This window comes from Ruminococcus sp. AF17-12, from assembly GCF_003479245.1.
In the GTDB taxonomy this organism is placed as follows: Bacteria; Bacillota; Clostridia; order Lachnospirales; family Lachnospiraceae; genus Blautia_A; species Blautia_A fusiformis.
On the sequence record NZ_QUGY01000001.1, the window covers coordinates 292,684 to 317,110 of the forward strand.

The window sequence follows — 24,427 nt, forward strand, 5'->3', positions numbered from 1 at the left end:
GGAACTGGCACGCCACAAAAGAAAGGAGACTCTATGTCAGTCAAAAGAATTAAGAATCTTGTAAAACAACTCAATGAATACCGTCATGCCTACTACAATCAGGATGCCCCTCTGGTATCTGATGCCGAGTATGACCGACTCTTTGACGAACTGAAGGAACTGGAGGAACAGACTGGTTTCATCCTGTCAAATTCTCCGACACAGACGGTTGGATATTATCCGGTCAGTGAACTTGCCAAAGTCACCCATCCGATTCCACTGCTCTCGCTTGAGAAAACAAAACTGATTTCAGAGCTTTTAGATTTCATGAAAGGACAGGAAGTTCTCTTTATGCTGAAACTGGACGGTTTGACTACCAAACTCATTTACGAAGATGGCAGACTGATTCAGGCTTCTACCCGTGGAGATGGTGAAGTGGGGGAAGATATTACACACAATATCCCGGCATTTTTAAATGTACCGCTTACCATTCCACACAAAGAACGTCTGGTCATTACCGGTGAGTCTTTTATACCAACCAATGATTTTGAACGTCTGAAAGATACTCTGCGTGATGGAAATGGAAAACCTTATAAAAACGGACGTAATTTTGCTTCCGGATCAGTACGAAGTCTTGATCCGAAGAACTGTATCGGACGTTGTGTTCGCTTTCTTCCGTTCAATGTATTAGAAGGAATGGAGGATGTTCCCTTCCCGGACAGCAGAGCCTGCAAATTAGAAGGTTTAACACACCTGGGCTTTGGTTACTGCCCGTTTTTCTCAATTTCAGGAACCGGACTTTCAAAAGAATATGCGGAGAAATTCATTCAGGAATTGGTATCCACAGCAGCAAATTTACATCTTCCTATCGATGGCATTGTCATGATTTTTGACAGTCTCAGCTACTCCAAAAGCTGCGGAAAAACCGGACACCACTATAAGGACGGCCTCGCCTATAAGTTTGAGGATGATACCTACGAAACTTTCTTGCGTGAAATTGAATGGACACCGACCAGATTCGGAGAGATTGCTCCGGTCGGCATCTTCGATACCGTGGAGATTGACGGCTGTGATGTTTCCAGAGCTTCCCTTCATAATCTGACCTTTATCAAAAATCTGGAGCTTGTACCCGGATGCCGGATTCTTGTTTCCAAACGAAACATGATCATCCCACATATAGAGGATAATCTGGATCGTGGAAGGTATACCGACATCACGCCTCCGGTCTGCCCTTGCTGTGGTTCCAAAACCAGAACCTACAGCCGTAAGACCAGCGACGGTCGCACCGTAGAAACTCTGCATTGTGATAATCCGCAGTGCGACAGCCAGATCACAAGAAGGTTTGTCCATTTTGCCAGCAAGAAGGCAATGAACATCGAAGGACTGTCAGAAGCCACTTTAGAAAAATTCCTGAATCTGGGCTATCTGCACTCTTTTCAGGACATCTATCATCTGGAGGAACACCGGGAAGATATTGTGGCACTGGACGGATATGGTGAGAAATCTTTCGACCGCTTGTGGGAATCCATCAACGCCAGCCGGAGGACCAGCTTTGTCCGCTATCTGGTTTCCATGGATATTCCTATGATCGGCAGAACCAAAAGCCGGATTCTGGACACCGTATTTTCCGGAAATTTAACTGCATTTGAACAGGCGGCTGTCGGAGATTACGACTTCACTCAGTTAGAGGATTTTGGCGAAATCTTAAATCACAACATCCATTCCTGGTTTGCAGATGAAGCAAATCTTGATTTATGGAAAAACTTACAGAACGAATTCACATTTGAACAAAGAAAGGAAGAGACCATTATGACAAAAGAAAACAAATTTACAGGATGTACCATCGTAGCAACAGGGAAACTGGAGCATTTTACCAGAGACGGTATCAACGATAAGATTCTGGAGCTTGGTGCCAAACCTGGCAGCTCTGTAACAAAGAAAACCGATTACCTGATCTGCGGGGAAAAAGCCGGCAGCAAACTGGCAAAAGCCCAGAGCCTTGGTATTCCAATTCTTACAGAAGCTGAATTTTTGGAGATGATTGCATAACCATCTCTGCAATAGATGAGAATTATTTTGAGGTGTGGCTGAAAGGCCGCACCTCTTTTACAAAGGAGGAATTTATAATGAATCAAACAAATACAAGCAAGCGCATACCTACACAGATCAATGAATTTCGGGGAGATTATGCTTTTCTAAGCAATTTCTATCCGGCACCGGTCTCTTACATGGGACAAACCTATGCAAATAATGAAGCTGCTTTTCAAGCGCAGAAAACACTCTCTGCGAGAGAGCAACGCAAATTCTGTATTTTTCGGATGCATAATCCTTCTGATGCAAAGAAACTCGGCAGAGATCTTACATTACGCCCGGACTGGGAAAAAGTGAAAGTCCGGCTCATGTATGAAATCTGCATGTGCAAATTCATGCAGAACCCGGAACTCCGGGATAAACTTCTTGCAACCGGAGAGTCCACACTTATTGAAGGAAACAACTGGGGTGACTATTTCTGGGGCAAAGTCAATAACTGCGGAGAAAACCAGTTAGGAATCATCCTGATGGATGTACGTGCGAAGCTGCAGTGGAATGCAGAAACAGCGCCCAATAATATACCTCAATGTCTGCAATAAAGGAAAGGATGGTCTAATAGAATGAATGAAAATGCAAAAACAAAATTAGTGCTTGAGTATACTGGCATGGATGATTTTTCCTGTCCGGTATATAAGGACCAATTCGGAAAGTTGTGGAAGGATATTGACCTTGGCAAAGAGCCTGAACCGAATCTTTATTCTTTATCTTTTAACCATATTGATGGAGAACCTTCCCATCCCATACAGCAGGAGTACACATTTCATCCGGCTCCGTATCAAAGAAGTTCCTATGAATTCGAGTACCGGATGTTAAGTAAATTACAGTCTGACTGTGAATACTATCTGGGCTACGGAAATTGCAGTCCGTCTATCCTATGCAATCATAGCGTTCAAAACCATATTGCCCGTATGAAAGAATTATGGAATGGTTTTCCCACAGATCAGAAACCGGAATGGCTGACCTGGGAACAGCTTCTTCAGTACGAAAAAGTAATGACAGAAACCGGAATACCCGTGAAGAACTGCTCAGACTAGACAATTCATCATTTATCAGAAATTACCCTCTATATTATCCATTCATATTTTGATATAATAGGAACAGTTGAAAGAAAGGAGCATTTCCCATGTATCTGAAAAGAAAAGTTTACGATCAGCTTCTGGATTGGAAAAACGATACCGTCCACAGCACCTTGGAAGTGAATGGTGCCAGACAGGTCGGAAAAACATATATTATCAATAAATTTGCGGATGAGAACTTCAGGCACAAGATCTACATTAACCTGTTTGATTTGTCCGGCAAACAATTTATGGAATGTTACAAAAAAGCCACAGACTGGACTCCCGGTACAAAACGACCGGAGCAGCCGCTTCACGATGCTTTTAAACTCTTCGATCCGGATTTTGAAGATACCAACGATACAGTCATCATTATTGATGAAATTCAGGAATCCTCAGAGATATTCAACCGTATCCGAGAATTTACCCGCTATTTTCAAGCGCATTTCATTGTAACTGGAAGTTATCTGGGACGTGTACTGGAACCGGAATTCAAATTCTCCAGTGGAGATATTACCAGTATCCGTATTTATACCCTTTCCTTTAAAGAGTTTTTGGAAGCATTGGATGACCAGCTTTTTCAGAAATATCTATCACTTCCACTGGATCATGCAGATGACACCGTACCGGAACTATATGACGAATTAAAGAATGTTTACGACATCTATAGACAGATTGGCGGCTATCCAAAGGTTGTGGAAACATACCTTAACACAAAAGACGTGGAAGCAGCTCAAAAAGAGCTTGTTAGAATCATCCGCATTTTCTTAAACGAATCTATGCGGTACTTTGATGACATCACAGATATTAGTGTTTTTACCAACATCTTTTTAAGCATCTGCCGTATTCTGCTTCGTGAAAAGAAAGGATTAGATGAGGACAGTATAAGTGAAGAACTGCAAAAGCTCGTTACAAAGAATTACTCCAGTAATCTTTCTAAAGCAACCTGCTATCGTGCTATCAACTGGCTTTATCATTCTGGAATCATCGGTTTCTGTGGCAAAATCACAGAACTGGACATCCTGAATTTCAAACCGGGAAGCCGCTGCTTCTTCATGGATCTTGGAGTTGCATATTATTATCTCTCCAGAACTGGTGCTACTGTATCAACTATGGATGGCTCATTGAACGAAAACTATGTTTACATTAACTTGTCCAAACGCCAGGAATTCCCGGAAGAAATTATCTTTGAGACACCGGCTTTTGCTACTTATAAAGGTGGTGAAATTGATTTTGTAGCTCAGACATTGAAAACTCACATCCGCTATCTGATTGAAGTTAAAGCCGGTAAGGGAACTGCATCTACTGCCTTGAAGGCATTGGAACAGGGGAAGGCCCACAAACTATTGTATTTAAAAGGTGATACCAAAGGCGGAACCGCTGGGAATGTACAAACACTTCCCCTATACCTGCTGGAGCAATATCATTTTTAATCTATAAAAGACTTCGAGCCGCCCATCCGGACGGCTCTTTTCATCTATATTCTTGTATATTTATTTTACTAACAGCGCATCATTCTTTGAAAGAAGATATATACAGTATTGATTCATACTGATGCCTTCTTTTTTTGAGTGTTCCGCCAGATCCCGGTGTAAGCTGCGTGGCATCCTTATTTTAAACTGTCCCGAATACTCTTCCAGGCTTCCCGGTTCGTGAATCTCAATCCCTTCTTCCAGTGCAGCTTCTAACCATGCTTTTTTTGCATCCGCTGCATTTTCAACTGCCCTTTCTATCGTCTCTCCACAGGTGATGCATCCCGGCAGTTCCGGATAAGAAACCACAAATCCACCTTCATCCTTATCTTCCACAATTTCCATGCGATAGGACATTGCCAAATAATCATTCAGTGTCTTCATCGTTTTTCGCCTCACTTTCTACAATCTGCTTTACCATTTCAACATAAATTTTCTTGATTGGTTCGTGTTTCGGTATTGTTATCGGCTGGCATCCCGCTTTACGGAATGTATAATGGCTGCTCCCACTTCTCGGAGCATTTATCTCATATCCATAACTTTCTAATACTTTTCTTAATTCATCAAAACGAAGGTCTTTCGATAATGAGCAAATTCTTGTCAATAGTTTATCCCATTTCGACATCTTTAATGCCTCCTATCTATAGTATATGTGGTGTCATATATGGTGTCAATCTGTTTTTCATCTTTCTTGGTCAAATAAGGCTGCAGCTCTTTCTTAGCATCCGCTACAAATGCTTCTTTCCTCGCACTTACCATATATATCTTCCAGAGCATCAAATGCAGGATTTCCGCATCCACCACACTGCATTTCTTTTGAACCATGCGGATAAACGGGCAGATTACTGTATCTGACAGCTTTTCTCCTTTAAGCAGCAGCTCCCCATCCGTTCCATATACTTCATACAGACATTCCAGAATACTCCTCAGATCTGTCACAAATCGGAAGGCGGGCTTTACATATTTCTTTTTGGCTTCCATCATCTATCTCCTCTACATCCGAACAGTCAGCCCGCCGAGGCGTGTCTTCGGAAGTCCCACAAGATACCAGTCCTCGTCCATTTCAATCCGAACCGGAATCCATACATCCCTTACCTCCACATCAAAGCATTCTCCACAATGCAGTCCCCCATAATAGGATTCAATACCAAACCGGATATCATATCTTCCCATAGACGGATCATAAATCAAAGTACCTATTCTTTTTTCACTCATATTGCTTTCCTCCTGAAATTCTTTGTTCTATATAAGTAATATGGCTTTCATTCTAGGTATTGGAAAGTTCCGGATATTTTTCATAAAAAGTTTTACGATACCGGTAAAAGGTAGAGTGTGTCATTCCCAGACTCTTCCGAAGCTGTGTCGGTGTCATTTTTCCGGAAATAACGCTCTGGAAGTTCTCGTCAAAGGTTTCCTGCTTCATCACGCATGGTCTTCCATAATCATCCCATTCGCCCCGCAATTTCTTCGCTTCTATCCCTTCCCGCTGTCGCTTCTCCTTTTTCTCCAGCTCTGCCTGCGCCATAGAAGCATAAAGTTCCAACATCATGTTATTGATTGTTTCCAGCATCATCCTTGCCATAGCGTTGTCCATCACAGATAAATCCATGAGCGTAGTCGGAAGTTCCAAAACCATGAGCCGCACTCCCATTTCTTTTAACCGTTGAATCTGTTGCATCGTATCCCGCTTATTTCTTCCCAGCCTGTCTAATTCTGTGATAATCAAAATATCTCCCGGCCGCAGGACATCCTCCACTAAAACGGTATATCTCGGACGATTAAAATTCTTCCCTGTCTCCTGATCCGTAAAAATATTCGTAAGTGCCATCTCATGCTCGTTACAGTACCGCTCAATTTCCTGTATGCCACGATCAAGATGCTGCTCCTTTGTACTGGTGCGGTGATATCCATATATCTGCATCCACATTTCTCCTTTCCCTGTCCCAAAATATCCACACTTTTGTTGGCATATCTCAAAACTGTGTGTGTAACCTTTTTGAGATATAATCCCCCTTTCCGGAACGTACTTCTAAAATGTGTACATTTTGGGATATGTTTCTTTTCTATTTCTGTACGTACCAGAGCCGAAAAGTGCAACAAATATGACAAAAAACTCCCAGAGGATGTTACTCCCCTGAGAGTGATGTATAAAATATATCTTTACAATGTTTCCATGGAAACCAGTTCTTCCACTGAAATCCGACTCTGGCCGTGTCTTTCCGGATCAGCTCCAGTCTCATCCGAATATCCGATTACCAAAATATTGATTGGTTCCAAATTTTCCGGCAGATGAAATTTCTTTTTGATTACATCCGGTTTAAAATAGCAAACCCAAACACTACCTAATCCCAGTTCTGTTGCCTGAAGCATCATGTGATCTGTCAGTATAGCAGCATCAATATCTCCTGTCTGCTTTTTATCGAATGGTCTTGTCCATGCCCTGTTATGATCGGCACAAACGATAATTGCCAATGGTGCTCCGTAAATATTCGCTCCTTCTCCGATTTTTGCAAGACCTTCCTCACTCTGCACTACAAGCAAATGAACCGGCTGCTGATTTGCTGCTGTTGGTGCCACATGTGCCGCCTCAATAATTTTCTCTAATTTCTCTGGTTCTACTTTCTGTTCCATATAGCTCCGGACAGAATATCTCTTTTTTGCAATTTCAATAAAATCCATGGTTGTCAATCCTTCCTTTTTCTTTTATGATTACGATATATCGATCAACAATTTGATTGTATCACGATTGGATTGTCCTGCAAGACTGCACTTTCCGGAAAGATACTTTCCAAAATGATACTACCTGAAGGGAGACATGATCATGAAACAGACCACATCCTTTAACTGCCCTGTGGAAGCAACGCTTTCCCTGATTGGCGGAAAATACAAGCCTTTAATTCTCTGGCATCTCATTAACCACCCACTGCATTATATGGAATTACAGCGGCTGATTCCCAGTGCAACCCCGAAAATGCTTTCTCAGCAGCTTCGGGATCTGGAAAACTCTGGGATGCTTCGCAGAGAGGTCATTCCAGAAAAGCCACCGAGAACTCTTTACTCCTTAACTGCTTTTGGCGAAAGTATTATTCCTGTTTTGGAGTCGATGTGTGATTGGGGAAAGGGTTATCTGGATGGACTGGACGTACAGACTCCTTGTTGTTCAGGCAACTAAAGAATCACCCTTCTTTTCTCACGGTTTCAATATATTATCCGCCCGGCAGTTTCCCGCCGGGCTTATCCATTCTATTCCAATATTTGGAATCTCTGGATACACTGAAGCAATGTACTTACCAGTTCCTGATACAGATCTTCATCAAATCTGCCATTCACAATCGCATTCTTAATTAAAAGCGGCTTATATATCTCTAAAATCTCCAGTACCGCATCTGCATTTCCTTCTTTTGCCTGTAAAAGTAATCGTTCAAAATTCATTAGTTTTCTCCTCCCATCACCTTGCGGATCTTCCGGATTGCATAATAATAAATACCCTTGCATCGCTCCTCTGATAACCCGTTTAGCCTGCTCATTTCCTCAAAAGTACGTTCTTCAAACACATGCTGGTAAATCAGCTTCCGTTCTTCATCCCGCAGCGTATGAAGCGCTTTCATCAGTCTTTCATCTGACATCTTATTCCATTCTGGATATTTCCCCTGTGCCTCCTGCAATAAAAGCTGCTCCCTCGTTTGGTTCTCCAGCAATTCTTCGATTACAATTCTTGCCTCCATCTGTCCAATATCCTCCAACAGTTCTTCTGCATCAGCCATCTGGATTTTCTTCTCCAGATAATCATGTCGTTTTCCACGGACAAACTGTATCAGATATGCTGTAAAGTGATTTTGTATCTTTGATCCTGTATATGTTTTTTTGTTCATTTGTTTTATCCTCCGAAATTTTTTATCACGTTCCAAAAAATTCCGAGGATGGCGGTGAGCGGCAACAAAACGTGACACTGCCTTCATTTTTTCGAAAAAAAGAAAGGCTGGACCACTCTATTCGTAGTCCAGCCGATACTTCTCTTTCTATGTAATTATGTAGGATATGCGATGATAGTATCTCATATACTGCATATTCTAACTTCTCTCCGACACATTGTATGGATAAGATTTTTTTAACAGATTCAGTTCCTCTTTGGCTTTTATCTTATGCTGTCCATTCATATCTGTCGTACTTACTTCCATGTTTCTCTATTTGTGCATGTGTTATCCTGCTTATCATAACGCACTTTAACGCATTTCGTATAGTGTTAATCTACGATAAAATATATGCATTAAGTGAGGTGATATAGATGGTGAAAAAATTATTGGGAGATGCAGTCAGGGAAGAACGTCTCCGCCGCAATCTTTCGCAAAACAGCCTTGCGGAACAGGCAAAGATTTCTTTACGGACTGTCTCTGATATTGAAAACTATATTGGCAATCCACAGTTGGAAACACTTTATGCCCTGGCAACTTACTTACATATTTCCATAGATGCTATATTTTCTAACCAGAAAACGAACCCGGATTCTACCATGCAGCAAATCATGGTAGAACTAAATTCCTGCCCGGAGGAGCAGAAACAGCTTGCCCTTTCTACACTGCGTGGACTTCTGGATGGATTCAAGAACCTAAGTTAAGGCTCTCCCGTATCCTTCATCATCTACACATTATACAAAGACAATCTGTGAGTAATCTGCGAATAGTCTGTGAGTTTTCTGTCTATTCCCATTCTGATACAAAGAACAGGAGAGTACACTGCCATAAGCATGTGTATCTCTCCTGCTTTTTTATGCCCTGCGAAATGCACTGATAGCATCCACTACATTCTGTCTCATAGTCTGATCCATCCGCAGCGGTTCCTCTTCCATCAAATCAACTTCTGTGGGCATTTCTCTATTTATCTTAGAAACGTCCTGCCCTTCCAATACCTTTCTTACTTCTTCCCGGATGATTTGCTGCATCATTGGTCGGAGCATATCCGGTTCCATGCTTATACTGCCATTACCTGTCTCATCCGTTCTTCCCGTATATGCCAGAATTGCCGCAACGATCAGTTTTGCTTTTTTCTCTGTCGTATTCAGAAGTTCTGTCACATACACATGATCTGGGTCCGACTTATCAAAACCAATAGTGAATACAAACGGATTTTTCTTTCCCATAAAATCACACTCCAGCCTGTGTCATGCGATACAAAAGATCATATCCATCGGCATTTGCTTTCATATCCCGGATAAAGGTATGTTTTCCCAACCGGTCTGCCTGCTCCAGAAATCGTTCCAGAAGCACTGCTCCGCCGCCGATAAACACCGTATAAGTAGATTTTGTATCAATGCCCCGCTCTCGGATGCTGTTCAGAAGATCGGTAACAAAATTCTGAACCATGGTTTCTACTGCCTGTACAACAGCTTCCTCATAATACTGCGTTTTTCCCTTGATGATACTGTCGATATCTGCCTCCTCCAGAAGCATGTCATATTCACTGTTAATACTGGAAATGATATCGTTATACATGGTAATCACACCTTTTTCCAGAGAATCACAATAATCCATATCCGGTCTGCCACTTCTCATCAGAAGATAATCAGAAGTAAATCCGCCAATATCAATCCCTACGACTTTCGGAATCTCACGGATTTCCGTCATTCTCGTCATCATGGCTGCATAATCCTGCGGAAACGCCATTACATTCTGAATACAGAGGTGATAGACTTTATCGTTGAAGCACAGTTCCTGCACCTTCCCGTCCCATTTGAAATAGCGTTCATATCTCTCACAAAGCTCTGCAAAATGCTTCGGTGGAAGCCCAATCGGAAGTTCCACCTGAATGACATTCTCCGGCTGAATCTGCGCTTTCTGCTCCAGCTCCATTGCAATCGCAAATAACGTCAGAATCCAGAATCGGTTCCTGCTGTCCTGCGTCTTGTCTCTCTGGTACGGAATCCGCTTCTCACTAAGGGTATAATACTTTCCCTGATATTTCAGATACTTCTCTCCCCTGGCAGGCTTTTTGTCCTGTTCTGTCAGTCCAGTGGTAAATACAAAATTACAGGTTTTCATGTTCCGGTTCCCGTGATCCACGGCTACTCTTAATTTTTTTATCATGCTACATTCACTCCTTTGTACTTGATACTTATTCTGTACGTAGAAGATACTTAAAGTGCAACTTTTTAAAAACTATTTCCATAATTTTTCTTCCTGTATACTTCCATATCGTTGATATCATTGGTAAAACACAGTATAATGAACATATTATCAAATATGAATTTGCGGAGGAAAAGATACTGTGAAAATTACAATAGAGGAACTGCAAGAATACTTATTCGACCATTATAAAAATGGTGGGATTGACCAAAGCCTGTTTATGAAACTCGTAGAAGAAATAGGTGAAGTGGCAGAAGTACTAAATAAAAAGGCAGGTAGAAAATCTGTTGGTCAAGAGGATTTACAAACCCAATTAGGTAACGAATTAGCCGATGTGGTACACTACACTATTGCGATTGCTGCATTAAATGGAATTGATATGAATGATATTATACTCTCTAAGGATAAGGATGCATCCATAAAGTATAATCACAGAATAAATTTAGAGCAGTTTGTAATGGAACGCAGAACGAAAGATAACGACTAACAGTTCCAGTTGTTCAGGATGAATGACAGAGCAAAAAAATATGAATTTGAAGAGGTAGTGATTATGAAAAGATTGATAGCAATGGTTCTTTGTCTTTTATTTGTTATATCTTTAGCTGGTTGTGGAAAAGGAAATACAAAAAATTTAGTTATTGATTATGGGACATCATCTATATACACAAAAGATGACATGGATGAAGCTATTGATGTTATAAAGAAACAATTTAGTTCTTTTGAGGGGTGTGAATTGCACAGCCTATCTTATACATCTGATGATGCGTGCAATAATGAGGATAATATTGCCTGGATGAATGAATTGGAGGAAGCAAATGACAATAAAGAGAGTTTCACACAATGTATTTCGTTTGATAGTAGTTTCAGGTCACCTAAAAATGGAGGTGGAGCGTGGAACGCTAATGAAGAATACACATGGTCATGGTGGTTGGCGCGTAGCGAAGGCGGAACGTGGAAATTAATGACTTGGGGATATTAACGGTCGGTTCCTAAGTAACAAATAACAGTTTGTCTAAGAAAAAAAGATACCAACCATTCTCAAAAATGCTTAGTATCTTTTTTCTTTTGTTCTGTCATTGTCCTATGCTGAAAGCTTTTCCACCAATTCCGGCAGGCACTTCTCAAATAATTCCCGCTATCTTTGATACCCTTCATCCCGGAGTGGACCTTGCAGTGACGTCAGAGACCAAAGGAGCAGCTCTTCCTCTTCCACAGCATACGGAGAGGTATAGACAAACTTGTTCCCATCAAAATGCGGTTTTGATAATTTCAGTATTTCCGTAATCTCTCCTTTCGTTTTCGCCTGCATAATCATTTCCACTTTCTTCCGGTGGAACTCGCAGACGATGCTCTCCAGAAATCCCTGCTTCAGATAAAATTCCGCCCTTCCATAGAGTTTTACAAGCGCCTCTACTCTTTCATCGAATAACTTGTCCTTTTCACTGACTATCATCTGCGCCAGTGCGTTTGCGTGTTCCATAACCAATGCTGTTCCCATTACATTTTCTCCCATAATAAAAGCTGGTATAAGAAATTTCTTCTCACACCAGCATGATTCTTTTATTCCTCAGTGATGATCTCACTGCTTAATTTTCCATGTACCAGATAGCGGTAATTCCGTCTGGAATTGACACAGGTAGACAGCGTAACTATCCGATCCGTTGCCGACAGCTCGGTGCCGGTATCATAATCCCCATAAGAAGACACCGTATCCAGAAATATCTGAAAATCTTCCGCTTCCGGGAAATGATACCTATATCCCTCACTTCCGGTTCTTCCCGCATAGCAGGAAAAGATACGATACTTGAGAATCTTTCCCGGCAGGTAAATATAAAACTCCGGATGCTGTTCAAATAACGTTTGGTCTTGGTACTTATCCAGAGTTCCGAACATGCTCCCGTTTTTCATATTATGCCCGTACACGATCGTATTCTGATCCGTAAAGTCCGGCTGATTATGGCAGTCCACAAAGATGCTCCCATTGATATTGGATTCTCCTGAAAAAAGGTGATGAAGATAATATGCATTATCTTTCCCCTGTACCACCGGATAACTAATGTCCAGTGCCGGAATCTGAATCCACGCTATGACATCCGGATTAACCGCTTTTAAACCTGCAAAGTCAATTTCCAGATACCTGCTCTGAGGTTCCTCCTTCTCTTTCTCGGGTTCCGGTGATTCTTCTTCCTCTGGTTCCTGAACATATTCCTGCAGTTTCTCGTAACTTGCCTCCCCTTTCTGATACTTCAGATAAACACTAAAGAGTTTTCCTGCCGCTGCGAGAAAAACAAACAACAGGCAGATAATGAGTCCTGCAAGCACCGTATTTCCTTTTTTTCTCATGATTATTCTCCTTTCGGAAGAGCCGAAGTCTGCGCTCCGGCTCCTTCCTTCTGTTTGATGGCAACTAAATAGTCATCTATCCCCTTAAGTTTCCCGTTCCACTCCCCGTTCTCGTCCATATCCCAGACCATTCGGTTCATCGGCAGGGAAAGCTCCCGGCAGATTTCATAGACCTTATTGCAGCCGTTCTGGATAATCCTCCGTTTCTCCGCCTTATGCTGGCAGATAACAGGAGAACGCTCAAAACAGACCGCACACTTACTGTCATGGTGATTACAGGCTACTTTCATCTTCTTATCCATGTCATACGTCTCCAAAAGCTGTTTCATCCCATATCCTTTCATCCGCTCCAGCACTGGTTTTAAATTCCGGTACTGGTTAACTCCGGCAACGCACACAAAGGTAGCGCCGGACAGATAATGGGCTATGGTCCCTTTTAAGGCTCCTTCGGTCAGATAGACACGTTCTGCAGCAAGATCACCGATCACATGTACCGGACTTCCGGAGGAAACTCCCTGGTCATAATTGACACTGGACAGCCAGATATACTTTTTCATGTCGGTCACATGATCTACCCGGATCTGAAAGCCCTGGATGAACCCGTCCAAAGAAACTATGGGAATCAGGATTCCTGAGTTTTCTGCTTTGAAATTTATCGTCCAGTTTCCGTCTGTATCCCGGTAGAATCCCGGCACGCCTTTCACCATATATCCTTCTTCTGCCAGCCTTTTGACCAGCTTCTTCATTCCAAACAGCGGGACACTCCGGTAACGCTGTGCTTCGATCTGTTCCGGTTTTAATCCCCGTCTTTGCAGATCCTCCTGATGCTTCCTGTTAAGCGTGAGCATGGACAGCATTCTCTGATACGTCCTGTGGCTTTCCTCTATCGGTGCAATCTCTGCCGTTGCCTTTTCTTCCTGTACCGGCATTGCTTTGATATAATCCGTCCGGTATTCTCCTTTTCCTAATGCTTCCCGGATCTGCTGATTTGCTTCGGAGAGTGTAACATTGTGCAAATCCGCATAAAGCTTCAGCATCCCCCCGGACGCATCACAGCGGTTGCACCGGAATACATTCTTTTCCACATTGATATTGAGTTTTCCATGCGTCTCTCCACAAAACGGGCAGTCATAATAATTTCCCCGACGCTTTCTGAGATGCAGCACCTGCACCACATCCAGTATTCCATAATCAAACCCAGACATATCATAATACATCCCGGTCTCTTCCTCCTTTCCCCCGCAGAAAAAAGCTCTCTGCGGGGTTCTTCCTTAACCAGCCATCGGCATTGCTTTTTGTAAAATTACCTTTGCTGCCGCCGGAACCAGATTGTTCGGTCCGGAATATTGCTCGGCAAACCACTGGATCGTTGACGGGCTTTCAACTGCCACCTGTCCCATGGTCTTTCCGCCGTATTTTCCCTTTCCCGGAATCACAGTCCCGACTGCCATTTCATAGTTCATGCGTTTCATCAGTTCTTCTACCGGAAGGGACGTATCCAGATTCTGTAATGCTCCCTGCAACATCTGTCCGGTCTTTGGCGGCGTAGGGGCAGCCGGAGCAGAATCGTAACCAGGCATTTGTCCACTGCCATGGTAAATGGTGCTTCCAGCCGCCTGTGCCTGCTGATAGAACTGATTCATCATCTGCTGGCCTGCATATTCCGACTGGCCTGGCATCTCTCCATAAGTTGGCATAGGGGCATTTGGCATGACACCCGAATCCGGCATGGCAGCATTTTCCATAACACCTGTATCTGGCATCTGTGGGTTCTGATATGGAATTCCGGCATCTACCTGTGCAGGATCATTTTCCTCTCCCACATCCGCAAACTGCACACCATATCCGGCATCCGATAATGCCCTTCCTACAGCTGCTGTTTCCGCCATTTCCAAAAATTTGTCTCCAAACTTCGGATCATCGCTCCGGAATTTCTGCGAAAAGGAATTGGCTACATAATTGTCTTCCTGATCACATTTATCCAAATAGATACGTGCTTCCACAACTGCCATGTTCTCTGTGAAAGTGATAATCCGGCTGATAATCTTTCCTGCCGGATTGACCAGACGAAACCAGAGCTTCCGGTATTTCACATCCAGATAAAGCTGCTCCTCCTGCCCTTCTTCTCCAATCTTTCTTGCCAGTTCCATCGGATGGAAGCCATCCACACGGTTTAAAGCGGCAACTGCCTCTGATTTCTTATACAATAATTCTTTCATTCTCTGCTCCTTTCATTTAGAAAAGCAGACGTTCCCCTATATAAGAGTAATAGTCCGCTTATTTCAAAAGTTGAAAAATATTTTTAAACAACAAGTTTTAACTGCTCCATTTCCAGTTTCTGTTCACTCTGATACTGATCGTAATACTGTACGATCCGCTCACTCAGAATGGTGTTCCTTGTCCCGCTGTCATCCGTATGGATTGCCTGACAGACTGCAGCCCATTCCCCTACCAGATAAACCTTGCTTTTCGCTCTGGTCACCCCGGTATAGAGAATATTGCGCTTCAGCATCATATAAAAGGCTTTTACCCAAGGGATGATGACAACCGGACATTCAGAACCCTGTGCCTTATGGATGGTTGTTGCGTTGGCATGTTCGATCATTTCCATCTGGTCAGCTTCATATTGCACTTGCCGCCCATCCGGGAATCCGATCACTGCCCTGGCATTTCCATCCTCATCCGTGATACAGTCCAGTATCCTGCCCAGATCGCCGTTACTCGCCATCTCGGTATTTTTATTCTGTAAAATCTTATCGCCAACCCGGAACACCTGACTGCCGATATGCAGTTCCTTCTTCCCTGCGATTGGCGGATTTACAAAATCCTCCAGAGATTTGTTCAATTCATCCACTCCGGCAGCACTGCGTTTCCGGTAAGGAGTCAGGATCTGTACCTGATCCATACCGTTTTTTGCAATCTCGTCCAGATAAATCCTCCGGACAATCTCTGCCGCCTCATCTGCTCCTTTGCAGGCAATGAACTGAAAATCCTCTCCAAAGCTCAGATTAGTCTTATTCTCCTGCATCAGTTTTGCATTATAAGGGATTCTGCTCAAAGCCCCCTGCCGGTAAACCAGATCCAGTACCGTGACCGGAATCAGCCCGCAGGCAATCAGTTGCCGGAATACATCCCCGGCTCCTACGGATGGGAGCTGGTTCTTATCCCCGACTAAAAGGACTCTGGCATGTCTGCTAACCCGCCGGAAAAATTCATAGGCAAGATGCATGTCCACCATGGACACCTCATCTACATTTAGAAATCCGGCAGACAGGTACTCAAAATCCGGTTCAAAATCCGTATCATCTCCCAAAAGCCCCAGGGCCAGATGCATCGTGGATGCATTTTCACATCCGGTACTCTCCACCATACGTCTTGCCGCACGTCCGGTCGGAGCCATAAGCTGTACCTCTGACTTGCATAACGCCTGATGGATATAGAGAATCACCTTGAGAACCGTTGTCTTTCCGGTTCCGGGACCTCCGGTAATAATACTGATGGGATGTGCAAACACCATCCGCACTGCCTGTTTCTGTGTTTCTGACAGCGTGATCCCCAGTGTCTTCTGTGCCTTTTCCAGCTTCGGTTCAATGGACAGCAAAACCGGCTTCTCCAAAAGCCGTCTGGCTATCATGGAAGCGGTCTGTGTTTCTTCTTCATACTGCCGGATAGAATAGATCCGTTCTTCCTCCACAACAATGCTTTTTTGCAGCACCAGCCGGTAAAGCACCTGACTGACATCCTGCTCCGATACTGCCATGACCTGCAGATCCCGGTTCAGCATTTCCAGTGCTTCCCTGATAACCTCCTGACGCTGTTTAAATAGATGTCCTTCTTTCATTGCCTGATTCATGATATGTCCGATGCACCCGGATATCCGCATGGGATCATTGAGTGCACAGCAGCACTGTCTTCCGATCGCATCCACAGTCAGAAACCCGAAGCCTTTGACTGCACTCAGCATGTAAGGGCGGTGCCGGATAATATCCACCGATTCATTTCCGAATTTCTTCAGAATCATATTCACTTTTTTGGGTGTTACCTTAAAAGGCGCCAGAAACGTCATCAGTTCCCGGAACACCTGGTTTTTTCCATAGGACTCCACAATAGCAGCCAGCTTCTTCTCGGAAATTCCACGGATCTTCAAGAGTTCCTGCGGGTTGTTTTCCATGATTTCCAGTGTCTGAAGTCCAAACTTCCGGAAAATAGTATCTGCCATCTTGAGACCGATACCTTTGACTGCACCGGAAGAAAGGTATCCTAAGATACCCTCCTTTGTCCGTGGTACAACCTCCATGAAATTTTCCACCTGATACTGAGTTCCATGCTCTCCGCTCTCCCATCTGCCTTCCATCTCAAGCTCAATCTCGTCTGTAAGCGGAAGACCGAATCCAATCGCTGAGAAGCCGATGATATTCCGGGATGCCAGATATTTGTCTCTGGCTGACAGGGGGACAGACGTATCCTGTGTGGTGAATATGGCAATCGTATACCCATTCTCCTCATTCTGGAAAATCTTATGTTTAAATCTGCACCTCATTGTTTATATCCCTCCAGCTTTTTATCCGCATCGGTTCATTTGGTTTTCTCATTACGCCGCCTCCTTCTTAATTCGGAAAGTACGGCTCTCCGTTGTTTTTGTATATTCCTCATAGATATCCGGATGCTGGTTTTTCAGCTTCTCCATCTGGTCTTTCCCAACCGAAGTACGTCTGGTCGGATTATAGGTAATACGGTAACGGTTCGTACCGTCCTCCAGCACTGCCTTGCAGCCCTGCCCCAGCTGTTCCACAAAAGGAACACTGATTGCCCGCTGTTCTGCTTCGATTTCCTTTTTCCGTTTTTCCAACTGTGACTTTTCCTCCGAAAGGGTAAGATACTTCTCAAGATTTTTTGATTCCAGACCGGAAAGCACAATTTCCGGAATAGATTTGTCTGCAAAACCACCATAATTACGGATATTTGCCAGAACCAGATCGGACTTCCCGTTATGCGGCGGTACTACATTTTTCAATACATGTTCCTGCCAGAAATACGTTTCCTGATCAATGATGTCTTCTTCCTCAATCAGATCACGCTCAATGGTGCGATACACAAACTCATTCTCGTTATTTCCATACAGGCATGCGATAAAGGCTTTCTGCATATTCATCACAGACAGATAATGCCTTACCTGCAGCACATAATGAGCTGGAATACCATCATCAGCCCACTTATCTTTCGCATTATAATTGCAGGTTTTACATTCCAGAATCGCAAATTTCCCATCCGGCATACGAACAAAGTAGTCCACGTCTGCAAGCATGAACGGATATAACGGATGCCGGAACATGATACGTACCGGGAATACTTCCAGCCCGGTCTTTTTGGAAAAGATTTCTGCCACCAGATCTTCCAGCCGGTGTCCAACTTCCTTGGCAACCCAGTTGCTTTCCTCTTCCTCCTGAATGACCGGCTGCACACCTGTTTTGTTGTAAAACAGATCCCGGATAGTGGCAAATGGAGAGATCCCCATGATTGCCGCTACATCACTGCCGCCGATTCCTTTTTTGCGGTATTCCAACCAGTCTTCTCTTGACAGGTTACTGATATCCACAACCTTTTCCGGTGTATACTCTGCTTTGTTATTCATTCCAATTCCTCCTAACATTTGACTGCTCCATAAACGTCATATTTTTTCCAGTCTTTTATAAGCGCCTTCGTAATATCCTCCTCCAGCTTCAGGATGCCCTGTCCGGACATTCCTTCACAGGCTGCAAAAAAGGACGCTTCATTCATGGCATAATAAAGATCATGTGCCGTACAGACACCTTCCCCGTTCTGGGATACAAATAGCTCCACCACCTCATTCCGGATCTTCTGTTTAATGCCAAGTTCCTTCATCAGCAGCTTCAGGCAGTTCACCGGATTACGAATCTCAATGTCCATAAGCTGAGTAAGATTCTTCATCGCATCCACATAGCGGGCGCATACCTGCTCCAGATTTTTCCGGAAGTCCAGAATCGTTGCCCCTTTATCGTGAGCCAGCTTGATTGGACTTCCCAGACTGATAACGCCGTTTGGTCCGTCTGTCAAAAGCATCGGATACAGATTTGCACCGCTCGCTGCCACGTCAGATGTGGTAAAACGAAGTGCCGGTGACAGGATCTTCTCATCCATTCCGTGTGCATCCAGTGCTTTTCGGTAAGTATCCAGAAGTTCCTGACTTCCTCCGAGCTTCCACATGGCAGATACAATGGAATGGTCATAGATACCAGAGCCCTCCATGTAAACACTGCCTTTGAAATTCAGATTCAGATATTCGCAGGTTGTCTCAAACATGGCTTTCATATCAAGGATGCAATAATCATGTTTATCCCCGCCATGTACTGCGGAAACCTTTCCGTCCGCAATCTTAATCAGGGCATCCCCTTTTGCAACCCGCAGGCAGTAATTGACTACCTTCGCATATGTTGCCTTATCCAGCTTGCGAAGCCCGTCTCCATTGACACCTGCGCGGCTTAAAATGGTGCGGATGGCACAGTCACGTACCGGATAGGATTCTCCTCTCATTTTCAGTACAAGCTGCGTATTCTTCTCTGTATCCTCCAAAATTTCTTCCATGGATGCATCTGCCGCATCCAGATTTTGAGCCTCCTTTTCCAGTGGTGCCAGCCGTAACGTATTTGTTGGCTTTCTGATCCATTTGGCATTTCTTCCTCTCTCTGCCAGAAACTCCAGCAGATCTTTTACTTCTGCAAAGGATCTCTCAAATCCATCTGCATACACTCTTGCTTCATTCATGTTCTTATCCACCTTTCTTAAAATAATATTTATCCATCAACAGCTAAAGCTGGTTGTGGCATGCAACTATGCCGAAACCTAAATGTAAGCACAAAAAAAGAATGAAAAGAGAGTCTTTTCTCTGTTCATTCTTAAAAGTCTGGTTTCTTCCTGAAAAAACAAAAGTGCCACGTAGCCAAAAAAGGCATACCGTGACACTCACTACAAACATAAACTACTTATGCCAGGAATCAGCTCCTGCTGTTTCCTGTAAGTTTGGAGATTCTTATGAATCCCGAAACTCCCCAAAAGGGTGTGCATAAAATAAACTATATCAGTATACTAGCACAAGATATTCCTCATGTCAATTCAGGCTTATACTATATATGGTGTTTATATTTGTTCAAAATACTACATCTATTTTTCTACTACGAATTCAATCTTCTCTTTCAGATACTCCCGGCAGCCAAACCGAACCGTTCCACACTGCTTTGACTCCTCTTTCGCCTTTTCATTACAGCAGTCCAAGTAGGGACAATCGTTACATTGATTCCGCAGTGCTTCCTTCGCCCATTCAATTTCCTGCTCATTTCCTATAATCCGCACAGACATCCACTTCCTTTGCTATCATCATACCCCAAAATCCATTTTCTATCATCCATAATTTCTTTTTTGTATCATTTTAGTAAATTACGGTTATATTACGGAATAATCACTATATTTCAAATATATCTCTATTCTATTCCGTAATTTGCTGTAAGTAAATAGTTTAAAATGTGGAAGAGAGGTGTAAATGTATGGATAAAAACTTTATTGGAGAACGCATCAGCGAACTGCGTTTAAAGAAAAATGTATCTGAATATCAGATGAGTCTGGATCTTGGCAAAAATAAAAGCTACATCCAGTCCCTCACTTCCGGACGTTCTCTGCCTACCATGCAGAGCTTTCTGGATATCTGTGACTATCTGGAAGTCACTCCTCAACAGTTCTTCGATTCAGAGCTGCACAATCTTCCTCTGATTGACAAAGCAACTGATCTGATGAAACAACTCGATGACGAGGATATGCTTGCGCTCATTTCCATGCTGAATCGTCTGGCTCTAAAACGCAAATAGATTTCCGTAGCTGCCAAATCAAGGCAGCTTTTATTTTTATCATTTTTTCTCAAAATTTTTCAATCTTAAAGAAAAGTCCCCTATTCCTTAATTGAATGGGTAATATATCCATTCGCCGTACCTTGAAAACAAAAGAAATCTTTCGGGAGATTGATATAGGTGACTGCAGATAGTTTGCATCTTCGCACGCCTGCAGCTTAATAGTTACAAAGTAACACCGTTTTACGTGGCCGGAACGGGCATAGGAACTGGCTTCTGAAAGAATAACATAGACTTTTGGGATTTTAGCTTATAGCGCTTTTATTAGAGAACTTTTACTCAAAATTTGATATAATAATAGACAGGTATCAAGTTGATTCCCTGTCTGTGGAAAGGAGATTCATGATAACTGTAACAAAAAGGGATTTGATTGAATTAGGCTACGGTCCTTCCTTTGCTGCTGATATTATAAAAAAAGCAAAGGAACTTATGGTAGAAAAGGGGCATACCTATTATCAATCCAGAAAATTAGACAGGGTTCCAAAAGAAGCCGTTGAAGAATTATTAGGGATTACTTTGCCCGATAAGCAAGAATGATCGTGCTTTTTGCATTTTAGTAAGGAGTGAAATCATGGCAAAAGATCCAATTAAAAAAGCAGAAAACGGCACTTATTATTTTCGAGCCAATCTCGGATATCATCCTGTAACCGGAAAACAGATTCAAAAATACCGCAGCGGATTCTCAACAAAAAAAGAAGCCCGTGCCGAGTATTCCAAATTGATTCTTGCATCAACGGAAGAATTAGCTGATAAGAAGGAAGACATTACCTTCAAAAAGTTTATTGAAGAAATCTATCTTCCGTGGTACAAAACTCAGGTGAAAGAAAGTACCTACAAGAATCGTTACTCGACCATTCAAAAACACTTTGCCTATTTCTACAAGAAGAAAGTGTCCGAAATAGAAGCGATAAATGTACAGACCTGGCAGCTCAAGTTGGCAAAACAATTCAGTCCAAACTATGTACGCATTGTTCAGGGAATGTTATGTTTAGCTTTTGACCGGGCGATTATCCTCGGACTTGCAAAGAAGAATCCTGCCCGCATGATCGGCAATATCAAATCTAAAAAAGTAAAGATCGACTTCTGGACTTTGGAGGAGTTTCAGAAGGTAATATCCCTGCTGTACAAAGGTGACTACTACGAGCACTATCTCTTCATCTCGTTCTGGCTTTTATTTATGACTGGAATGCGTATTGGAGAGGCTGCCGCCTTACAGTGGGATGATATTGATTTTGAAACAGGTATGCTGATTATTAGTAAAACACTGTACTATAAAACAATGAATGACTACAAATTCGTTGAACCTAAGACGCAGGCAAGCAACCGTACCATTTATATTGATGCTGATACCATCAAGGAATTACAAGAATGGAAGGCGGTTCAGGCAAAGGTTTTACCAAATTGTGGATTCGTCCTGAGTTATAACAGTACACCCACCAGCAAAACAACACTTCCAAGAGCATTGGAGAAATTGGCAAATTTAGCTGGTGTTCACAGAATCAAAATTCATGCCCTGAGACATTCGCATGCTTCCCTGCTTATCAGCATGGGCGAAAATCCACTGCTGATTAAAGAGCGTCTTGGACATGAAAAAATACAGACGACACTAGGAACTTATGGTCATCTGTATCCAAACACCAATATTGAGATTGCAAAGAAGCTGACCGGGGTTCTCAGCTACCAGTCAGCTTCTCAAAGTATTGCTAATTATACCAGTAATCAGCATACTGCAATGTATCACAAAGAAATATAAAAATGCAATGATAATGCAATTTCAAACACCCAAAGCCGCAAAGCCCCGTGGTTACGGGCTTTGTAGCCCAGCGTGAACTATTCGAACTCAATCGTTCCAGGCGGCTTACTAGTAAGATCATAGAATACGCGGTTTACGCCCTTAACTTCATTAATAATACGGTTCATCACCTTATTAAGTACTGCATAAGGAATCTCAGCAGACTCCGCAGTCATGAAGTCAATAGTCTTAACGGCGCGGAGCGCCACTGCATAATCGTATGTTCTAAAGTCTCCCATTACACCTACGCTTCGCATATTTGTAAGGGCTGCAAAGTACTGGTTCGGCATCCAGGACGGATCTTCTCCGTGTTCTTTTTTGTAGTCGGCGGCTGCATTGTCGACTTCTTCACGGTAGATGTAGTCTGCATCCTGTACGATGCGTACTTTTTCCTCGGTGACTTCACCGATGATACGGATTCCAAGTCCCGGGCCCGGGAATGGCTGACGGAATACCAGTCTTTCCGGAATTCCAAGTTCAAGGCCAGCTTTACGGACCTCATCTTTGAACAGATCACGAAGCGGCTCAATGATTTCTTTGAAATCAACGAAATCCGGAAGACCTCCTACGTTGTGATGGGATTTGATCACTGCGGATTCTCCACCGAGACCGCTCTCTACAACGTCCGGATAAATGGTTCCCTGTGCAAGGAAATCTACAGCACAGATCTTCTTGGCTTCCTCCTCGAAGATACGGATAAATTCCTCACCGATGATCTTACGCTTCGCTTCAGGCTCTGTAACACCGGCGAGCTTGTCGTAATATCTCTGCTGTGCGTTCACGCGGATAAAGTTCAGGTCAAACTGACCATTCGGTCCGAATACACCTTCAACCTCATCACCTTCATCCTTACGAAGAAGGCCATGATCTACAAATACGCAGGTAAGCTGCTTGCCGATCGCTCTGGAAAGAAGTCCTGCTGCCACGGAGGAATCTACACCACCTGACAGGGCAAGGAGAACTTTTCCATCACCGACTTTCTCGCGGATCTCTTTGATCGTATGTTCAACAAAGGCATCCATCTTCCAGTCTCCGGCACATTCGCAGACACCAAGTACGAAGTTGGACAGCATTGTCTTTCCTTCTACTGTGTGCAGTACTTCCGGATGGAACTGGATCGCATACAGTTTCTTCTCTTCATTCTGTGCAGTTGCTACCGGACAGTCTGCAGTATGTGCAGCGATCTCAAATCCCGGTGCAGTCTGGGAAATATAGTCTGTATGGCTCATCCAGCAGATTGTTTTGTCGGATACATTTTTGAAGATCCTGGAATCTTTCTTATCGATGAGAAGCTCTGTCTTACCGTATTCGCTGACATCTGCCTTCTCAACTTTTCCGCCAAGGACATGCATCATAAGCTGTGCTCCATAGCAAAGTCCAAGTACCGGAATACCAAGCTCAAATAATTCCTTCTGGTAAGTCGGTGAATCTGCCTCATAGCAGCTGTTTGGTCCGCCGGTAAGGATGATTCCCTTAGGATTCATCGCTTTAATCTTCTCAAGATCTGTCTTGTAAGAATAAATTTCGCAATATACATTGCATTCTCTGACACGTCTTGCAACCAGCTGATTGTACTGACCGCCAAAATCAATGACAATAACTAATTCTCTTTTCAAGGCTTTCCTCCTGTTATTTATAACATCTTTAGAATCTGTTACTC

At 43.2% G+C, this 24,427-nt stretch carries 30 protein-coding genes; 11 read left to right on the plus strand and 19 right to left on the minus strand.

All coding sequences use genetic code 11. The annotated features are described in order from the left end of the window. Nucleotides 1-33 precede the first annotated feature (33 nt). The 4 genes from ligA (at nt 34) to DWW77_RS01625 (ending at nt 4,558) form a co-directional block, all read left to right on the plus strand. Entirely contained in the window at nt 34-2,028 is a 1,995-nt protein-coding gene (gene ligA / locus DWW77_RS01610) for an NAD-dependent DNA ligase LigA (RefSeq protein WP_040015507.1), read from the plus strand. Nucleotides 2,029-2,105: 77 nt separating this feature from the next. Then, nucleotides 2,106-2,609, plus strand: coding sequence for a riboflavin biosynthesis intermediates N-glycosidase (ybiA, locus tag DWW77_RS01615; protein WP_023921566.1), 504 nt, complete (start codon nt 2,106-2,108; stop codon nt 2,607-2,609). Nucleotides 2,610-2,630: 21 nt separating this feature from the next. After that, nucleotides 2,631-3,104 carry an LPD11 domain-containing protein gene (locus tag DWW77_RS01620; protein ID WP_117874883.1) on the plus strand — a complete coding sequence of 158 codons (474 nt, stop codon included), beginning with the start codon at nt 2,631-2,633 and terminating at the stop codon, nt 3,102-3,104. A gap of 89 nt (nt 3,105-3,193) precedes the next feature. Further along, nucleotides 3,194-4,558, plus strand: a complete 1,365-nt coding sequence (locus DWW77_RS01625) for an ATP-binding protein (protein ID WP_117470422.1) — start codon at nt 3,194-3,196, stop codon at nt 4,556-4,558. 60 nt (nt 4,559-4,618) lie between these two features. On the opposite strand, the gene DWW77_RS01630 is transcribed toward DWW77_RS01625, so the two are convergent. From DWW77_RS01630 to DWW77_RS01655, 6 genes are all read right to left on the minus strand, one after another. Continuing rightward, on the minus strand, nt 4,619-4,981 hold the full coding sequence (locus DWW77_RS01630; protein ID WP_005333424.1) for a type II toxin-antitoxin system HicB family antitoxin: 363 nt from the start codon (nt 4,979-4,981) through the stop codon (nt 4,619-4,621). Beyond that, nucleotides 4,965-5,222: a type II toxin-antitoxin system HicA family toxin gene (locus DWW77_RS01635; RefSeq protein WP_005333422.1), complete on the minus strand. Its 258-nt coding sequence runs from the start codon at nt 5,220-5,222 to the stop codon at nt 4,965-4,967. Before DWW77_RS01635 ends, DWW77_RS01630 begins: the two co-directional genes overlap by 17 nt. A gap of 2 nt (nt 5,223-5,224) precedes the next feature. Next, nucleotides 5,225-5,581, minus strand: coding sequence for a hypothetical protein (locus DWW77_RS01640; RefSeq protein ID WP_117470423.1), 357 nt, complete (start codon nt 5,579-5,581; stop codon nt 5,225-5,227). A 9-nt stretch (nt 5,582-5,590) separates the two neighbouring features. After that, nucleotides 5,591-5,812 (minus strand): DUF5348 domain-containing protein, encoded by a 222-nt coding sequence (locus DWW77_RS01645; protein ID WP_117470424.1) that lies wholly within the window; start codon nt 5,810-5,812, stop codon nt 5,591-5,593. 52 nt (nt 5,813-5,864) lie between these two features. Then, complete coding sequence (locus DWW77_RS01650; protein WP_117537011.1) at nt 5,865-6,518, minus strand: recombinase family protein; 654 nt, start codon at nt 6,516-6,518, stop codon at nt 5,865-5,867. Nucleotides 6,519-6,757: 239 nt separating this feature from the next. After that, nucleotides 6,758-7,276: a nitroreductase family protein gene (locus DWW77_RS01655; protein ID WP_117470426.1), complete on the minus strand. Its 519-nt coding sequence runs from the start codon at nt 7,274-7,276 to the stop codon at nt 6,758-6,760. Nucleotides 7,277-7,418: 142 nt separating this feature from the next. Here DWW77_RS01655 and DWW77_RS01660 point away from each other — a divergent pair, with 142 nt between their 5' ends. Further along, nucleotides 7,419-7,769: a winged helix-turn-helix transcriptional regulator gene (locus DWW77_RS01660; protein WP_330414900.1), complete on the plus strand. Its 351-nt coding sequence runs from the start codon at nt 7,419-7,421 to the stop codon at nt 7,767-7,769. 71 nt (nt 7,770-7,840) lie between these two features. On the opposite strand, the gene DWW77_RS01665 is transcribed toward DWW77_RS01660, so the two are convergent. Both DWW77_RS01665 and DWW77_RS01670 read right to left on the minus strand, forming a co-directional pair. Next, nucleotides 7,841-8,029 carry a helix-turn-helix domain-containing protein gene (locus DWW77_RS01665; RefSeq protein ID WP_117470428.1) on the minus strand — a complete coding sequence of 63 codons (189 nt, stop codon included), beginning with the start codon at nt 8,027-8,029 and terminating at the stop codon, nt 7,841-7,843. Then, nucleotides 8,029-8,469, minus strand: a complete 441-nt coding sequence (locus DWW77_RS01670; RefSeq protein WP_023921559.1) for a sigma factor-like helix-turn-helix DNA-binding protein — start codon at nt 8,467-8,469, stop codon at nt 8,029-8,031. The genes DWW77_RS01665 and DWW77_RS01670 overlap by 1 nt, the downstream gene beginning before the upstream one ends. A 413-nt stretch (nt 8,470-8,882) precedes the next feature. Between DWW77_RS01670 and DWW77_RS01675 the strand changes: the two genes are divergently transcribed. After that, on the plus strand, nt 8,883-9,212 hold the full coding sequence (locus DWW77_RS01675; RefSeq protein ID WP_117470429.1) for a helix-turn-helix transcriptional regulator: 330 nt from the start codon (nt 8,883-8,885) through the stop codon (nt 9,210-9,212). Nucleotides 9,213-9,362: 150 nt separating this feature from the next. Here DWW77_RS01675 and DWW77_RS01680 read toward each other — a convergent pair whose 3' ends face one another. Further along, the gene (locus DWW77_RS01680; RefSeq protein WP_005333400.1) at nt 9,363-9,734 is read right to left on the minus strand and encodes a hypothetical protein; all 372 of its coding nucleotides are present in this window, start codon (nt 9,732-9,734) and stop codon (nt 9,363-9,365) included. 4 nt (nt 9,735-9,738) lie between these two features. Beyond that, on the minus strand, nt 9,739-10,677 hold the full coding sequence (locus DWW77_RS01685; protein ID WP_173905322.1) for a ParM/StbA family protein: 939 nt from the start codon (nt 10,675-10,677) through the stop codon (nt 9,739-9,741). Nucleotides 10,678-10,858: 181 nt separating this feature from the next. On the opposite strand from DWW77_RS01685, the gene DWW77_RS01690 reads away from it, so the two are divergent. Further along, complete coding sequence (locus DWW77_RS01690) at nt 10,859-11,203, plus strand: MazG nucleotide pyrophosphohydrolase domain-containing protein (protein WP_008373991.1); 345 nt, start codon at nt 10,859-10,861, stop codon at nt 11,201-11,203. A 63-nt stretch (nt 11,204-11,266) separates the two neighbouring features. Next, the gene (locus DWW77_RS01695) at nt 11,267-11,695 is read left to right on the plus strand and encodes a hypothetical protein (protein ID WP_021865125.1); all 429 of its coding nucleotides are present in this window, start codon (nt 11,267-11,269) and stop codon (nt 11,693-11,695) included. 156 nt (nt 11,696-11,851) lie between these two features. Here DWW77_RS01695 and DWW77_RS01700 read toward each other — a convergent pair whose 3' ends face one another. The 8 genes from DWW77_RS01700 to DWW77_RS01735 all read right to left on the minus strand — a co-directional run bounded on the left by DWW77_RS01700 (nt 11,852) and on the right by DWW77_RS01735 (nt 20,427). Then, nucleotides 11,852-12,214 carry a hypothetical protein gene (locus DWW77_RS01700; protein ID WP_243023830.1) on the minus strand — a complete coding sequence of 121 codons (363 nt, stop codon included), beginning with the start codon at nt 12,212-12,214 and terminating at the stop codon, nt 11,852-11,854. Between the two features lie 62 nt (nt 12,215-12,276). After that, on the minus strand, nt 12,277-13,059 hold the full coding sequence (srtB, locus tag DWW77_RS01705; RefSeq protein WP_117470432.1) for a class B sortase: 783 nt from the start codon (nt 13,057-13,059) through the stop codon (nt 12,277-12,279). 2 nt (nt 13,060-13,061) lie between these two features. Beyond that, a complete protein-coding gene (locus DWW77_RS01710) occupies nt 13,062-14,276 on the minus strand; it encodes a CHC2 zinc finger domain-containing protein (RefSeq protein WP_118367817.1) in 1,215 nt (404 codons plus the stop codon). A gap of 54 nt (nt 14,277-14,330) precedes the next feature. Continuing rightward, the gene (locus DWW77_RS01715) at nt 14,331-15,278 is read right to left on the minus strand and encodes a hypothetical protein (protein ID WP_117470434.1); all 948 of its coding nucleotides are present in this window, start codon (nt 15,276-15,278) and stop codon (nt 14,331-14,333) included. A gap of 83 nt (nt 15,279-15,361) precedes the next feature. Further along, nucleotides 15,362-17,599, minus strand: coding sequence for an SF1B family DNA helicase RecD2 (gene recD2 / locus DWW77_RS01720; RefSeq protein WP_117470435.1), 2,238 nt, complete (start codon nt 17,597-17,599; stop codon nt 15,362-15,364). A gap of 51 nt (nt 17,600-17,650) precedes the next feature. Continuing rightward, nucleotides 17,651-18,691 (minus strand): YqaJ viral recombinase family nuclease, encoded by a 1,041-nt coding sequence (locus DWW77_RS01725; RefSeq protein WP_330422490.1) that lies wholly within the window; start codon nt 18,689-18,691, stop codon nt 17,651-17,653. Nucleotides 18,692-18,702: 11 nt separating this feature from the next. Then, nucleotides 18,703-19,842: a transposase gene (locus tag DWW77_RS01730; protein ID WP_117470437.1), complete on the minus strand. Its 1,140-nt coding sequence runs from the start codon at nt 19,840-19,842 to the stop codon at nt 18,703-18,705. Between the two features lie 396 nt (nt 19,843-20,238). Then, the gene (locus tag DWW77_RS01735; protein ID WP_425458801.1) at nt 20,239-20,427 is read right to left on the minus strand and encodes a 2-ketoisovalerate ferredoxin oxidoreductase; all 189 of its coding nucleotides are present in this window, start codon (nt 20,425-20,427) and stop codon (nt 20,239-20,241) included. A 191-nt stretch (nt 20,428-20,618) separates the two neighbouring features. Here DWW77_RS01735 and DWW77_RS01740 point away from each other — a divergent pair, with 191 nt between their 5' ends. The 3 genes from DWW77_RS01740 (at nt 20,619) to DWW77_RS01750 (ending at nt 22,728) form a co-directional block, all read left to right on the plus strand. Then, nucleotides 20,619-20,936: a helix-turn-helix domain-containing protein gene (locus DWW77_RS01740; protein WP_005333350.1), complete on the plus strand. Its 318-nt coding sequence runs from the start codon at nt 20,619-20,621 to the stop codon at nt 20,934-20,936. 381 nt (nt 20,937-21,317) lie between these two features. Continuing rightward, a complete protein-coding gene (locus DWW77_RS01745; protein ID WP_005333349.1) occupies nt 21,318-21,512 on the plus strand; it encodes a DUF3173 domain-containing protein in 195 nt (64 codons plus the stop codon). Nucleotides 21,513-21,546: 34 nt separating this feature from the next. Beyond that, a complete protein-coding gene (locus DWW77_RS01750) occupies nt 21,547-22,728 on the plus strand; it encodes a site-specific integrase (RefSeq protein ID WP_005333347.1) in 1,182 nt (393 codons plus the stop codon). 77 nt (nt 22,729-22,805) lie between these two features. Here DWW77_RS01750 and guaA read toward each other — a convergent pair whose 3' ends face one another. Then, a complete protein-coding gene (gene guaA, locus DWW77_RS01755; RefSeq protein WP_118607925.1) occupies nt 22,806-24,383 on the minus strand; it encodes a glutamine-hydrolyzing GMP synthase in 1,578 nt (525 codons plus the stop codon). Nucleotides 24,384-24,427: the final 44 nt, after the last annotated feature.

What these genes read in the sequence shown, in the direction of transcription:
- ligA (WP_040015507.1), top strand. Translation starts at nt 34, where the DNA reads ATGTCAGTCAAAAGAATTAAGAATCTTGTAAAACAACTCAATGAATAC.
- DWW77_RS01725 (WP_330422490.1), bottom strand. Translation starts at nt 18,691, where the DNA reads ATGAATAACAAAGCAGAGTATACACCGGAAAAGGTTGTGGATATCAGT.
- DWW77_RS01715 (WP_117470434.1), bottom strand. Translation starts at nt 15,278, where the DNA reads ATGAAAGAATTATTGTATAAGAAATCAGAGGCAGTTGCCGCTTTAAAC.
- srtB (WP_117470432.1), bottom strand. Translation starts at nt 13,059, where the DNA reads ATGAGAAAAAAAGGAAATACGGTGCTTGCAGGACTCATTATCTGCCTG.
- DWW77_RS01650 (WP_117537011.1), bottom strand. Translation starts at nt 6,518, where the DNA reads ATGCAGATATATGGATATCACCGCACCAGTACAAAGGAGCAGCATCTT.
- DWW77_RS01645 (WP_117470424.1), bottom strand. Translation starts at nt 5,812, where the DNA reads ATGAGTGAAAAAAGAATAGGTACTTTGATTTATGATCCGTCTATGGGA.
- DWW77_RS01745 (WP_005333349.1), top strand. Translation starts at nt 21,318, where the DNA reads ATGATAACTGTAACAAAAAGGGATTTGATTGAATTAGGCTACGGTCCT.
- DWW77_RS01685 (WP_173905322.1), bottom strand. Translation starts at nt 10,677, where the DNA reads ATGATAAAAAAATTAAGAGTAGCCGTGGATCACGGGAACCGGAACATG.
- DWW77_RS01635 (WP_005333422.1), bottom strand. Translation starts at nt 5,222, where the DNA reads ATGTCGAAATGGGATAAACTATTGACAAGAATTTGCTCATTATCGAAA.
- DWW77_RS01670 (WP_023921559.1), bottom strand. Translation starts at nt 8,469, where the DNA reads ATGAACAAAAAAACATATACAGGATCAAAGATACAAAATCACTTTACA.
- recD2 (WP_117470435.1), bottom strand. Translation starts at nt 17,599, where the DNA reads ATGAGGTGCAGATTTAAACATAAGATTTTCCAGAATGAGGAGAATGGG.
- DWW77_RS01695 (WP_021865125.1), top strand. Translation starts at nt 11,267, where the DNA reads ATGAAAAGATTGATAGCAATGGTTCTTTGTCTTTTATTTGTTATATCT.
- DWW77_RS01640 (WP_117470423.1), bottom strand. Translation starts at nt 5,581, where the DNA reads ATGATGGAAGCCAAAAAGAAATATGTAAAGCCCGCCTTCCGATTTGTG.
- DWW77_RS01660 (WP_330414900.1), top strand. Translation starts at nt 7,419, where the DNA reads ATGAAACAGACCACATCCTTTAACTGCCCTGTGGAAGCAACGCTTTCC.
- DWW77_RS01665 (WP_117470428.1), bottom strand. Translation starts at nt 8,029, where the DNA reads ATGAATTTTGAACGATTACTTTTACAGGCAAAAGAAGGAAATGCAGAT.
- DWW77_RS01620 (WP_117874883.1), top strand. Translation starts at nt 2,631, where the DNA reads ATGAATGAAAATGCAAAAACAAAATTAGTGCTTGAGTATACTGGCATG.
- DWW77_RS01680 (WP_005333400.1), bottom strand. Translation starts at nt 9,734, where the DNA reads ATGGGAAAGAAAAATCCGTTTGTATTCACTATTGGTTTTGATAAGTCG.
- DWW77_RS01700 (WP_243023830.1), bottom strand. Translation starts at nt 12,214, where the DNA reads ATGGGAACAGCATTGGTTATGGAACACGCAAACGCACTGGCGCAGATG.
- DWW77_RS01655 (WP_117470426.1), bottom strand. Translation starts at nt 7,276, where the DNA reads ATGGATTTTATTGAAATTGCAAAAAAGAGATATTCTGTCCGGAGCTAT.
- ybiA (WP_023921566.1), top strand. Translation starts at nt 2,106, where the DNA reads ATGAATCAAACAAATACAAGCAAGCGCATACCTACACAGATCAATGAA.
- DWW77_RS01750 (WP_005333347.1), top strand. Translation starts at nt 21,547, where the DNA reads ATGGCAAAAGATCCAATTAAAAAAGCAGAAAACGGCACTTATTATTTT.
- DWW77_RS01740 (WP_005333350.1), top strand. Translation starts at nt 20,619, where the DNA reads ATGGATAAAAACTTTATTGGAGAACGCATCAGCGAACTGCGTTTAAAG.
- DWW77_RS01730 (WP_117470437.1), bottom strand. Translation starts at nt 19,842, where the DNA reads ATGAATGAAGCAAGAGTGTATGCAGATGGATTTGAGAGATCCTTTGCA.
- DWW77_RS01625 (WP_117470422.1), top strand. Translation starts at nt 3,194, where the DNA reads ATGTATCTGAAAAGAAAAGTTTACGATCAGCTTCTGGATTGGAAAAAC.
- DWW77_RS01710 (WP_118367817.1), bottom strand. Translation starts at nt 14,276, where the DNA reads ATGTATTATGATATGTCTGGGTTTGATTATGGAATACTGGATGTGGTG.
- DWW77_RS01675 (WP_117470429.1), top strand. Translation starts at nt 8,883, where the DNA reads ATGGTGAAAAAATTATTGGGAGATGCAGTCAGGGAAGAACGTCTCCGC.
- DWW77_RS01630 (WP_005333424.1), bottom strand. Translation starts at nt 4,981, where the DNA reads ATGAAGACACTGAATGATTATTTGGCAATGTCCTATCGCATGGAAATT.